Here is a 12,422-nt window from a genome sequence, read left to right on the forward strand (position 1 = left end):
TTGCTTTAGCAGCAGGCGGTAGCAGATTCGCTTTTAAAGCGTTATTTCCCCGGCAGCATGGCCACCGGGGAAAGCATTAGAAGATAGTGAATGGGGCAATAACGATGAACTTAACGTCTCTCTCATCCTGGAAAATATTGCCGTAACCACCGCTCCAGCTAGGCAGGTCTGAGTGGTTGCCGTATTGCGTGAAGTGCAGTTTGAACGACGTGCCTTTGGCACGACCATCCTGCAGGGTATAGGCCGCATCCAGGCTATAAGCGCTCTCTCTCAGGCGCTGGCTCTGATCGTAAATCGGGTTAGTGCTTGGCTTCGCGTCCCAGGCATAAACGTAAGAGGCACCGACCGACATGCCAGGAATATCCCACTTGCTCAGGTCATACATCACGCCGCCGTAAACTGCTTTTTCACCGTTGGCGTTGAAATCGGAACGGTTATCCCACCAGATATCGAGACGGCCGTTGGAAGAGGCATAAGTCGGGGTCATACGCTGCAGGAAGAAGCCCTGGTTGCCCTCAGCCTTGACCATGGTGCCTTCCAGGCGCCAGTTGAACTGACCGGTGGTATAACCGAAGGTCAGCGCCTGCAACCAGGCCAGGCCATCATAAATGCTGTTAGGGTCGCGGCTGTCACTGATACGATCTTCAGCGCCGTAGAACTGATAGCTGGTGGTCAGTGGGTTGCCTGCAACATCAAATTTGTAAGAGGCTTTGGTGAAATACTGATTCACATACCCCTGTGCCTGACCGAAAGCGGCTTCCAGCACCAGATCGTTTTTGAAGTCGTACTTGGCGCCCAATGAATGCAGGTAGGAAACGCGAGTGTTGCGATCGTTCTGACGGAAATCATCCAACTCGAGATGCCAAGGCGCTTTATACCTGTTGGTCCACATGTAGGAGAAGCTCAGAGCACCGGAGTCACCGTAGTCAAAGTTGGCACCGGCCTCGGCCCCTTGGTAGGTGCCAGGCATTAAGCTCCAGTGTGGAGCCAGCAACGTCTGGCCGCTTGGCTGGATATAACCGGCACGAGCCCACATCGGGCCATATTTGAACTTACCGGCGGCCTTATACAGGCTGATACCGCTTTTATCGCCGGAGTAATCTTCATCATAGGTACGATTACGGCTGGAGAAGGCGATTTCGTTAGGGTGGCCACTTTCACTCGACTCTGCCATTTCGATGGCGGTAAATGCCGCCACATCGATACCAAACATGTCGGCCGCATAGCCAGACGTGAAATCGAGGTTAGCATTCCACGTTGAGTGGGAAAGGTTGGTTTTGAACTCACCGGTCTCAACGTCTTTGCGATCGCGCTGGCGTTGCCAGTAATAAACTCCGCCAGTCAGCGTAGAGTCATCAATGAATCCGGCAGCTTGCGCTTCAGGCGCCATGGTAAATCCAGTTCCTAATAACGCACCCGCGATAGCGAGTACCAACGTTTTACGCTGAGCACCGTGCATACCCATAAGAAAATTCCTCTTTGACTTGACGTTAAAAGTGCGTCCGCCAGTGTTCACCACTGCCCTGAACGGCCGCTAATAAAAACCCAATCGGGTAAAAGTTCTGCTGATAGGAGAAAACTCCACCCAGCTTTATTGCTAGCGCTAGACTATTTTTCGCGACGCGAATTATCAAATGAAAAGTGAGATAGAATTGTTAAAGTATGACAAGGAGCACATATTGATGAGATTTTGTTACACGAATGAGCATTGCTCATTTTTGAATAAAAAATTCAATAAAATCAGAATAATTACTGATATCCCAGTAAAATCATCATGAAAAGAATGGTTTCATCCTAACATGAACAAATATTTATAAAAAAATGAGAGCGCTCTACAAATGATATTAATTTGCATCGCGAATATACAGGATGAAGTTATACAAGCAGTGAAAAACATCAAAATCAGGGGGTTTCATAGCAAAAGAGAAAAGATAATGCCAAGTTATCAGTGAAAAGATGGAGCGCTACCAATGAAAAACACGTTATTTCAATCAATAAAAAAGCGCAGCCTGAGCTGCGCTTTAAAACAGTGACAAAATCAGCGTTTATTCGCCCATTTTAGCCCAGGTATCACGCAGGCCAACGGTACGGTTAAACACCAGATTCTCTGCTGAAGAGTAACGGCTGTCAGCACAGAAATAGCCTTCACGTTCAAACTGATAGGCTTTCTCTGGCTGTGCCGCCGCCAGGCTTGGCTCAACAAAGCCCTGCTTAATCACCAGCGATTCCGGGTTGATGGTAGCCAAGAAATCCTCTGCCGCAGCCGGGTTGGCGACGCTGAACAAACGGTCATACAGACGGATTTCCGCTGGCAGCGCGTGTGCCGCAGACACCCAGTGGATCACGCCTTTCACCTTGCGGCCATCTGCCGGATCCTTGCTTAACGTCTCAGGATCGTAGGTACAGAAGATGGTGGTGATTTCACCCGCAGCATCTTTCTCTACACGCTCGGCCTTAATCACATAGGCATTACGCAGGCGAACTTCTTTACCCAACACCAGGCGCTTGTACTGCTTGTTGGCTTCTTCACGGAAGTCGGCACGATCGATATACACTTCACGGCTGAACGGTACTTCGCGGCTGCCCATTTCAGGCTTGTTCGGATGGTGAGGCATGGTGACCATCTGCACATCATCCGTCATGTTCTCAATGATCACTTTTACCGGATCCAGCACGGCCATGGCCCGTGGGGCATTCTCATTGAGATCGTCACGAATACAGGATTCCAGCGCCATCATCTCGACGTTGTTGTCCTGTTTGGTCACACCGATACGCTGGCAGAACTCGCGGATAGACGCGGCGGTGTAGCCACGGCGGCGCAAGCCGGAAACGGTCGGCATACGCGGGTCATCCCAACCTTCCACTACCTTTTCGCTCACCAGCAGGCTCAGCTTGCGCTTTGACATGATGGCGTACTCAAGATTAAGGCGCGAGAACTCATACTGGCGTGGGTGGCACGCAATAGTGATGTTATCCAGCACCCAGTCGTACAGGCGACGGTTATCCTGGAACTCCAGCGTACACAGCGAATGGGTGATCCCTTCCAACGCATCGGAAATGCAGTGGGTGAAATCATACATCGGGTAGATGCACCATTTGTTGCCGGTCTGATGGTGCTCGGCAAACTTGATGCGGTAGATCACCGGATCGCGCATCACAATGAAAGGTGAGGCCATATCGATCTTGGCACGCAGGCAAACGCTGCCCTCGGCAAACTCGCCGTTGCGCATTTTTTCGAACAACGCCAGGTTCTCTTCCACCGAGCGGTTGCGGTAAGGGCTGTCTTTACCCGGCGCGGTCAGGGTGCCGCGATACTCACGGATCTGCTCAGGCGTCAGTTCGTCGACATAGGCCAAGCCTTTGCCGATCAGTTCAACCGCATACTGATGCAGTTGATCGAAATAGTCGGAAGAGTAACGGACATCGCCGCTCCACTTGAACCCTAACCACTCCACATCGTGTTTGATCGAATCAACATATTCGATGTCTTCTTTTGCCGGGTTGGTGTCATCGAAACGCAGGTTACACTTGCCTTGGTAATCCTGCGCAATGCCAAAGTTCAGGCAGATAGATTTCGCATGGCCAATATGCAAATAACCATTCGGCTCCGGTGGGAAACGGGTCTGTACCGACGTATGCTTCCCTGACGCCAGATCTTCATCAATGATCTGACGGATAAAATTGGTTGGGCGGGCTTCTGCCTCACTCATATCACTATTCCTCTAATGCAAAACGCTACACATAACCCCCTATACTCCAACAAGCCACGTCTGGAAACAACCGTTAGTTTCACGAAAATAGGCTGCACCGTACAAAAACAAAAAAGCGGGAAAAGATCGCTCTTTTCCCGCCAAGATTATGACTGGTTTAACACCCGAAATGACTCGGGGAAAACAGGCTTATTTTTGAATCTCGAACAATTTGGTCTGGCCAGCCACCACATGGCCGGTTGCCAGCGCCGTCAGGCCTGCGTAATCATCCGCATTACTGACCACCACTGGGCTGATCATCGAGCGCGCATTAGCGTTCAGGTATTCCAGATCCATTTCCAGAATCGGCTGACCTGCTTTCACTTCTGCCCCCTCTTCCACCAGGCGTTTAAAGCCCTGGCCATTCAGCGCCACGGTGTCGATGCCCATGTGCACCACAATTTCCGCGCCTTTGTCGGTTTCCAGGCAGAAAGCATGGTTGGTGTTGAAAATCTTCACCACGGTGCCATCGGCTGGCGCTACCACGGTTTTGTCGGTTGGGCGAATCGCCACACCATCACCCACCGCTTTGCTGGCGAAAGCTTCGTCAGGTACCTGGTCCAGTGCCACAACGTCACCGGTTACCGGCGCTACCAGCACCTGGAAAGAGGCTTTCTGCGCGTTAGGCACCGCCTGCGGCTTCACTTCTGCTGCTGCAACAGCGGCAGGTGCCGTAGTGGCTGCGGCTACCGGGCCTGCGGCCACGATATTGCGCATAGCGCTGGCAATCAGTTCGGCACGGGTACCGACGATAACCTGCACGCTTTGCTTGTTCAGACGGATCACACCGGAAGCACCCAGGCGTTTGGCAACGGCATCGTTAACCAGTGCAGAGTCTTTCACATTCAGACGCAGACGAGTGATACAGGCATCAATACCGGTCAGGTTTTCAGAACCACCGATCGCCCCAACATAGCGACGAGCCAATGCTGTGGTTTCATTTTCGTCTTTACCTGCGTCGCTATTCACATTCACGTCATAACCGTCGGTTTCGTCACCGGCAACAGCCAGTTCACGGCCTGGGGTCATCAGGTTGAATTTGTTAATAGTGAAACGGAATATCACGTAGTAGATAACGAAGAACACCAGACCTTGTGGGATCAGCATATACCAGTGGGTTGCCAGCGGGTTACGTACCCACAGCATCATATCCACCAGACCTGCACTGAAGCCGAAGCCAGAAATCCACTGCATACTGGCAGCGATGAACACGGAGATACCGGTCAGCACGGCGTGAATCACATACAGCACCGGAGCCACGAACATGAAGGAGAATTCCAGCGGTTCGGTGATACCGGTAAAGAAGGACGCAAAAGCCCCTGCCAGCATAATCCCCAGCACTTTGGCTTTGTTCTCAGGACGGGCACAGTGATAAATCGCCAATGCCGCACCCGGCAAGCCGAACATCATGATTGGGAAGAAGCCCGCCTGGTAGCGGCCGGTAATACCGACGATACCTTTACCGGATTCGATTGACTGCTGGCCACCCAGGAAGTTAGGAATGTCGTTAATACCGGCAACGTCAAACCAGAATACGGAGTTCAGCGCATGGTGCAGACCCACCGGGATTAACAGACGGTTGAAGAACGCGTAGATACCCGCGCCAGTAGAACCTAATTTCTGAATGTGCTCACCGAAGTTCACCAGGCCACTGAAGACTACCGGCCAGACGTACATCATGATGAAAGCGACCAGGATCATCAGGAACGAGATCAGGATCGGCACCAGACGACGGCCGCTGAAGAACGACAGCGCCTTCGGCAGCTCAACTCCGCTGAAACGGTTGTAAACCTCGGCTGAGATGATCCCCACCAGAATACCGACGAACTGGTTCTGAATTTTACCGAACGCAGCAGGCACCTGATCGACTGGGATTTTCTGGATCATTGCCACGGCACCCGGTGAACATAGGGTGGTTAATACCAGAAAACCGACAAAACCGGTCAGCGCAGCAGCACCGTCTTTGTCTTTTGACATACCATAAGCCACACCGACGGCAAACAGCACCGCCATATTGTCGATGATGGCTGCCCCAGATTTGATTAATAAAGCTGCGAAGGCATTGTCACCGCCCCAGCCAATAGGGTCAATCCAGTACCCGACGCCCATCAAAATGGCAGCAGCAGGCAACGTGGCGACCGGAACCATCAAGGCCCGGCCTACCTTTTGCAAATAACTAAGAATGTTCACCTTTTCCCCCTATTCGTCCGCGGACGGACCCTATTAGTAGTTTATTGAGAAAACTCACTACCTTTTTAGAAATAAACAACGCATGGTACCTAACAGACCGTATCTCAACCGGATTAACGGTGGGATACATTCTCTTAATGCGGAGTGTAAAAAAATTATTTCGTATCGCAAATTAAAACCTCCTTTTTTGTGATTTACATCACCAAAAAGCAGTCTTAAGCTGCCACATTGCTAGCCATCGCACAAAACTTATTTTATCATTCAAAAAATCAAAGGGCGCTGACGTTTAACGCGAGCTTCGCAAAGCTGGGTTACGCTTATGACTCCAGCTCTGACCCATCACAGTATAGCCACAGTTTATTTTACTAAGAGGTGTATGATGAGACTTATCCCACTGAAAGATACTGCACAAGTCGGCAAATGGGCTGCACGCCATATCGTCCAGCGTATTAATGCGTTCCAGCCAACGGCCGATCGCCCATTTGTACTTGGTCTGCCGACCGGTGGTACCCCGCTTGAAGCCTACAAACACCTGATTGCCATGCACAAAGCAGGGGAAGTCAGCTTTAAGCACGTGGTCACCTTCAACATGGATGAATATGTTGGCTTACCGCAGGAGCACCCTGAAAGCTATCATACCTTTATGTACAGCAACTTCTTTAATCATGTTGATATCCCAAGCGAAAATATCAATCTGCTGAACGGCAATGCGCCAGACGTGGACGAAGAGTGCCGCCAGTACGAAGCCAAAATCAAGTCCTATGGTAAAGTCCACCTGTTCATGGGCGGCGTGGGCGTCGACGGGCACATTGCCTTTAACGAACCAGCCTCTTCCCTGTCTTCACGTACTCGCATCAAAACGCTGACGGAAGAAACCCGCATCGCCAACTCTCGCTTCTTTGACGGCGACGTCAGCCAGGTACCAAAATACGCCCTGACCGTAGGCGTCGGCACTCTGCTGGATGCGGAAGAAGTGATGATCCTGGTCACCGGCCGTGGCAAGGCACAAGCACTGGAAGCCGCCGTGGAAGGCTGTGTCAACCACATGTGGACCATCAGCTGCCTGCAGTTGCACGCGAAATCCGTCGTGGTCTGCGATGAGCCTTCCACCATGGAACTCAAGGTGAAAACCGTTAAATATTTCCGTGAATTAGAAGCGGAAAGCGTTAATAGTCTTTAATTTTTGCAGGGGGCTACATGTTCGCTTTAACCCAATGCCGGATTTTTACCGGCCTAGACGTGCTTGATAACCATGCGGTAGTGATTGCTGATGGTCTGATTGAACGGGTCTGTCCGCTGGCTGAACTGCCTGCGGGTATTGAAACGCGCGATCTGGGTGGTGCCATCCTAGCCCCCGGTTTTATTGACGTTCAGCTTAATGGCTGTGGCGGCGTGCAATTCAACGACTCGTTGGAAGCCATCTCGGAAACCACGCTGGAAATCATGCAGCGTGCCAATGAGAAATCGGGCTGTACCAGTTATCTGCCCACGCTGATCACCTGTAGCGACGACTTTATGAAGCACGGCATCAACGTGATGCGCGCTTATTTGAAGAATAATCCAAATCAGGCACTTGGCCTGCATCTGGAAGGGCCATACCTGAGCCCGGTCAAGAAAGGGACGCACAACCCGGCGTTTATCCGCAAACCGACCAGCGAGATGATCGACTACCTGTGTGCCAACGCAGACGTGATTACCAAAGTGACGCTGGCACCGGAAATGGTTGAGCCTCACTTCATCAAGCAATTGACCCAGGCCGGTATCGTGGTTTCCGCCGGTCATTCAAACGCCACCTACGATCAGGCACGTATCGGTTTCGCGGCGGGCATCACCTTCGCCACGCATCTGTACAACGCCATGCCGTATATTACCGGGCGTGAACCCGGCCTGATGGGCGCTATTTTCGACACGCCTGAGGTCTATACCGGCATTATTGCCGATGGGCACCACGTCGCCTGGGCGAGTATCCGTAACGCCAAACGGGTAAAAGATGATAAATTGGTTCTGGTTACCGATGCCACCGCACCCGCAGGCGCGGATATTGACCAATTTATTTTCGCTGGAAAAACAATATACTATCGTGATGGATTATGCGTTGATGAAAACGGTACCCTAAGTGGTTCCGCATTGACCATGATCGAAGCGGTGCAGAACAGTGTAGAACACGTAGGTATCGCACTGGACGAAGCGCTGCGTATGGCCACGCTGTATCCAGCGCGCGCCATTGGCGTTGCACGACGCTTAGGCACGATCGAAGCCGGTAAGGTGGCAAACCTGACCGCATTTACCCGTGATTACCAGATCACAAAAACCTTCGTTAACGGTAACGAGGTTTAACTCATAGACAGAGAGTAAAATTATTGATGAGCACTGGCGGACAGGCACAAATAGGAAACGTTGACTTAGTCAAACAACTTAACGGCGCAGCCGTTTACCGCCTGATCGACCAACAAGGCCCGATCTCGCGGATTCAGATTGCTGAACTCAGCCAGCTTGCCCCCGCCAGCGTCACTAAAATTACTCGTCAGCTGTTGGAGCGCGGGCTGATCAAAGAAGTTGATCAGCAAGCCTCCACCGGCGGCCGCCGTGCCATTTCCATTGTCTCCGAAACCCGCCAGTTCCATACCGTCGCCGTGCGCCTTGGCCGACATGATGCCACCATTACGCTGTATGACATGAGCGGAAAATCGCTGGGCGAGGAGCACTATCCGCTGCCGGAGCGCACCCAGGAGACACTGGAAAACGCACTGTTCAACGCGATTGAGCAGTTTATTGACAGCTACCAGCGCAAGCTGCGCGAGCTGATCGCCATCACCGTTGTCCTGCCCGGCTTAGTCGCTCCGTCCAAGGGCGTGGTGCACTACATGCCGCACATCAGCGTCAATAACTGGACGCTGGTGGATAACCTTCAGCAACGCTTCAACGTCACCAGTTTTGTCGGCCATGACATTCGCAGCCTGGCGCTGGCGGAGCATTACTTCGGTGCCACGCGGGATTGTGAAGACTCCATTCTGGTGCGTTTGCACCGCGGTACCGGTGCCGGGATTATCGTCCATGGTCAAATCTTCCTGAGTAATAATGGCAACGTCGGCGAGATCGGCCATATTCAGATCGATCCCCTCGGCGAACGCTGTCACTGCGGCAATTTTGGTTGCCTGGAAACCGTAGCCTCTAACGCAGCGATCGAGCAGCGCGTGCGCCATCTGCTGGCACAGGGCTACCCGAGCAAACTGACGCTGGACGACTGTAGCGTCGCCGCCATCTGCAAAGCGGCTAACCGTGGTGATTTGCTGGCAAGTGAAGTGATCGAACACGTTGGCCGCTATCTGGGTAAAGCGGTGGCGATCGCCATCAACCTGTTCAACCCACAAAAAGTGGTGATTGCCGGTGATATTACCGAAGCCGACAAAGTGTTGTTGCCAGCGATCCAAAGCTGCATCAATACTCAAGTGTTGAAGGATTTCCGCAAAAATCTGCCGGTGGTCACCTCAGAACTCAATCATCGCTCGGCGATCGGCGCTTTCGCTCTGGCCAAACGGGCCATGCTCAATGGTGTGCTCTTACAGCGGCTGCTGGAAAGCTGAACCGCCCTCCGGTAAGTCAATCAAGAGAAACAGCAACAATGATGATTAAAAACGTAATATGTGACATCGACGGCGTGCTGATGCACGACAACACCGCCGTTCCTGGTGCCGATTTGTTCCTGGCTCGCATTCAGGAAAAGGGTATGCCGCTGGTGATGCTAACCAACTACCCGTCGCAGACTGCGCAGGATCTGGCCAATCGCTTTGCCGCCGCCGGGCTGGACGTGCCGGAAAGCGCGTTTTATACCTCGGCCATGGCCACCGCCGATTTCCTGCGTCGACAGGAAGGTAAAAAAGCCTATGTGATTGGTGAAGGCGCACTGATTCACGAACTGTACAAAGCCGGTTTTACCATTACCGATATCAACCCGGATTTCGTCATCGTCGGTGAAACGCGCTCGTACAACTGGGATATGATGCATAAAGCGGCCTACTTCGTGAACAATGGCGCGCGGTTTATCGCTACCAACCCAGACACCCACGGCCACGGATTTGTGCCTGCCTGCGGAGCGCTGTGCGCGCCGATCGAAAAGATCACCGGGCGTAAACCTTTTTACGTGGGTAAACCGAGCCCATGGATTATCCGCGCCGCGCTGAACAAACTACAGGCTCACTCTGAAGAAACCGTGATTGTCGGTGACAACCTGCGCACCGATATTTTGGCCGGCTTCCAGGCCGGGTTGGAAACCATTCTGGTGTTATCCGGTGTTTCCACCTTGAATGATGTCGAAACCATGCCGTTCCGCCCGAGTTATATCTTCCCTTCGGTGGCAGATATCAATATTTTCTAATCTCCAGGGCGGCCATCTCAGCCGCCCGGTCATTTTCGCCCCCCCAAAGCCCCTCTGCGTTTTTCACGCTACAACCTTGTTAGCTATGGCCTAGAATCTACTCAATAGATTGGCGAAAATTTCCAGCGGAATCCCCGTATCACCTTAAAAATTACACATTCACTCACTTTTTAAGCCTAAAACTGAAGATCCGCTAATTTTCGAGAGCATCTGAATGACTATTTTTCAACGCAACGTTAAAACGCTTGCATCTTCCTCAGGTTTTGACGCATTTTCATCATCAGAAGGCAATAAAACCGCACTATCCTTGATAAAACGGTAATGCCGTACATCAACATCACAGCCCAAGAAAAGTCGTTAGGAGAGTTTGTATGTGTTCTATTTTCGGTGTGCTCGATCTGAAGTCCGATCCGGTTGAACTGCGTAAAAAAGCGCTGGAACTGTCTCGCCTGATGCGCCATCGCGGCCCGGACTGGTCCGGCGTCTATGCAAGCGATAAAGCCATTCTGGTGCATGAGCGCCTGTCGATTGTCGACGTCAATAATGGTGCCCAACCGCTGTATAACGCTGCGCACACCCATGTTTTGGCCGTCAACGGTGAAATATACAACCACCAGGCGCTGCGCCAGCAACTGGGCGATCGCTATGAATTCCAGACCGGTTCCGATTGCGAAGTGATTCTGGCGCTGTACCAGGAAAAAGGCCCGGACTTCCTCGATGACCTGCAGGGTATGTTCGCCTTTGCACTGTATGACACAGAAAAAGATGCTTACCTGATTGGCCGCGACCATCTTGGCATCATCCCGCTGTATATGGGCCATGACGAGCATGGCAACCTGTTTGTTGCTTCTGAAATGAAAGCGCTGGTGCCGGTATGCCGCAGCATCAAAGAGTTCCCGGCCGGTAGCTACCTGTGGAGTCAGGACGGGGAGATCCGTGAATACTATCAGCGTGATTGGTTTGACTATGAAAACGTCAAAGACAACGTAACCGATGCCAACGCGCTGCGTAACGCGCTGGAAGAGGCGGTGAAGAGCCATCTGATGTCCGACGTGCCTTACGGTGTGCTGCTCTCCGGCGGTCTGGATTCTTCGGTGATTTCTGCCATTACCAAGAAATATGCCGCACGCCGCGTGGAAGATGACGAGCGCAGCGAAGCCTGGTGGCCGCAGTTGCACTCCTTTGCCGTCGGCCTGGAAGGTTCACCAGACCTGCGTGCCGCCCAAGAAGTGGCTAACCATCTTGGCACCGTACACCATGAAATTCACTTTACGGTGCAGGAAGGGCTGGATGCGATCCGTGACGTGATTTACCACATCGAAACCTACGATGTGACCACCATCCGTGCCTCAACGCCGATGTACCTGATGTCGCGTAAAATCAAGGCAATGGGGATCAAAATGGTGCTGTCCGGCGAAGGCGCTGATGAAGTATTCGGTGGCTATCTGTACTTCCATAAAGCGCCGAATGCCAAAGAATTCCACGAGGAAACCGTGCGTAAGCTGCTGGCGCTGCATATGTATGACTGTGCCCGTGCCAACAAAGCCATGTCGGCCTGGGGCGTAGAAGCCCGCGTTCCGTTCCTGGATAAAAACTTCCTCGATGTGGCCATGCGCATCAACCCGAAAGACAAAATGTGCGGCAACGGCAAAATGGAAAAACACATAATCCGCCAGTGTTTTGAATCCTACCTGCCAGCCAGCGTCGCCTGGCGCCAGAAAGAGCAGTTCTCCGATGGCGTAGGTTACAGTTGGATCGATACGCTGAAAGAAGTGGCTGCCCAGCAGATCAGCGACCAACAGCTTGAAACCGCACGTTTCCGTTTCCCGTACAACACGCCAAGCTCGAAAGAAGGCTACCTGTACCGCGAGATTTTCGAAGAACTGTTCCCACTGCCAAGCGCGGCTGAATGCGTTCCTGGCGGCCCGTCTGTGGCTTGTTCGTCAGCAAAAGCCATTGAATGGGATGAATCTTTCAAAAAGATGGACGACCCGTCCGGCCGTGCCGTGGGCGTTCACCAGTCGGCCTATAAGTAGATCTTGATCTTTTTTACCCTCGGCGGGCCTCAGGCCCGCCTTTTTGTTGCTGTTTTCACGCATTAATTGCCT

At 52.3% G+C, this 12,422-nt stretch carries 8 protein-coding genes; 5 read left to right on the forward strand and 3 right to left on the reverse strand.

Annotation, left to right across the window (positions count from 1 at the left end; genetic code table 11):
• Nucleotides 1-76: 76 nt before the first annotated feature.
• The 3 genes from chiP to nagE all read right to left on the reverse strand — a co-directional run bounded on the left by chiP (nt 77) and on the right by nagE (nt 5,939).
• Nucleotides 77-1,465, reverse strand: coding sequence for a chitoporin ChiP (gene chiP / locus ACX1CU_RS17050; RefSeq protein WP_459399446.1), 1,389 nt, complete (start codon nt 1,463-1,465; stop codon nt 77-79).
• A gap of 580 nt (nt 1,466-2,045) precedes the next feature.
• Nucleotides 2,046-3,710 (reverse strand): glutamine--tRNA ligase, encoded by a 1,665-nt coding sequence (gene glnS / locus ACX1CU_RS17055; RefSeq protein ID WP_459399447.1) that lies wholly within the window; start codon nt 3,708-3,710, stop codon nt 2,046-2,048.
• A gap of 189 nt (nt 3,711-3,899) precedes the next feature.
• Nucleotides 3,900-5,939 carry an N-acetylglucosamine-specific PTS transporter subunit IIBC gene (gene nagE / locus ACX1CU_RS17060; RefSeq protein ID WP_459399448.1) on the reverse strand — a complete coding sequence of 680 codons (2,040 nt, stop codon included), beginning with the start codon at nt 5,937-5,939 and terminating at the stop codon, nt 3,900-3,902.
• A gap of 379 nt (nt 5,940-6,318) precedes the next feature.
• Here nagE and nagB point away from each other — a divergent pair, with 379 nt between their 5' ends.
• From nagB to asnB, 5 genes are all read left to right on the forward strand, one after another.
• Complete coding sequence (gene nagB, locus ACX1CU_RS17065) at nt 6,319-7,119, forward strand: glucosamine-6-phosphate deaminase (protein WP_459402845.1); 801 nt, start codon at nt 6,319-6,321, stop codon at nt 7,117-7,119.
• A gap of 17 nt (nt 7,120-7,136) precedes the next feature.
• A complete protein-coding gene (gene nagA, locus ACX1CU_RS17070) occupies nt 7,137-8,276 on the forward strand; it encodes an N-acetylglucosamine-6-phosphate deacetylase (protein ID WP_459399449.1) in 1,140 nt (379 codons plus the stop codon).
• Nucleotides 8,277-8,302: 26 nt separating this feature from the next.
• Nucleotides 8,303-9,523, forward strand: a complete 1,221-nt coding sequence (nagC, locus tag ACX1CU_RS17075; RefSeq protein ID WP_459399450.1) for a DNA-binding transcriptional regulator NagC — start codon at nt 8,303-8,305, stop codon at nt 9,521-9,523.
• A gap of 38 nt (nt 9,524-9,561) precedes the next feature.
• A complete protein-coding gene (locus tag ACX1CU_RS17080) occupies nt 9,562-10,314 on the forward strand; it encodes an HAD-IIA family hydrolase (protein WP_459399451.1) in 753 nt (250 codons plus the stop codon).
• A 371-nt stretch (nt 10,315-10,685) separates the two neighbouring features.
• The gene (gene asnB / locus ACX1CU_RS17085; protein ID WP_459399452.1) at nt 10,686-12,350 is read left to right on the forward strand and encodes an asparagine synthase B; all 1,665 of its coding nucleotides are present in this window, start codon (nt 10,686-10,688) and stop codon (nt 12,348-12,350) included.
• Nucleotides 12,351-12,422 lie beyond the last annotated feature (72 nt).

The organism is Serratia sp. D1N4 (genome assembly GCF_054552755.1).

What these genes read in the sequence shown, in the direction of transcription:
- chiP (WP_459399446.1), bottom strand. Translation starts at nt 1,465, where the DNA reads ATGGGTATGCACGGTGCTCAGCGTAAAACGTTGGTACTCGCTATCGCG.
- nagC (WP_459399450.1), top strand. Translation starts at nt 8,303, where the DNA reads ATGAGCACTGGCGGACAGGCACAAATAGGAAACGTTGACTTAGTCAAA.
- glnS (WP_459399447.1), bottom strand. Translation starts at nt 3,710, where the DNA reads ATGAGTGAGGCAGAAGCCCGCCCAACCAATTTTATCCGTCAGATCATT.
- nagA (WP_459399449.1), top strand. Translation starts at nt 7,137, where the DNA reads ATGTTCGCTTTAACCCAATGCCGGATTTTTACCGGCCTAGACGTGCTT.
- asnB (WP_459399452.1), top strand. Translation starts at nt 10,686, where the DNA reads ATGTGTTCTATTTTCGGTGTGCTCGATCTGAAGTCCGATCCGGTTGAA.
- nagB (WP_459402845.1), top strand. Translation starts at nt 6,319, where the DNA reads ATGAGACTTATCCCACTGAAAGATACTGCACAAGTCGGCAAATGGGCT.
- ACX1CU_RS17080 (WP_459399451.1), top strand. Translation starts at nt 9,562, where the DNA reads ATGATGATTAAAAACGTAATATGTGACATCGACGGCGTGCTGATGCAC.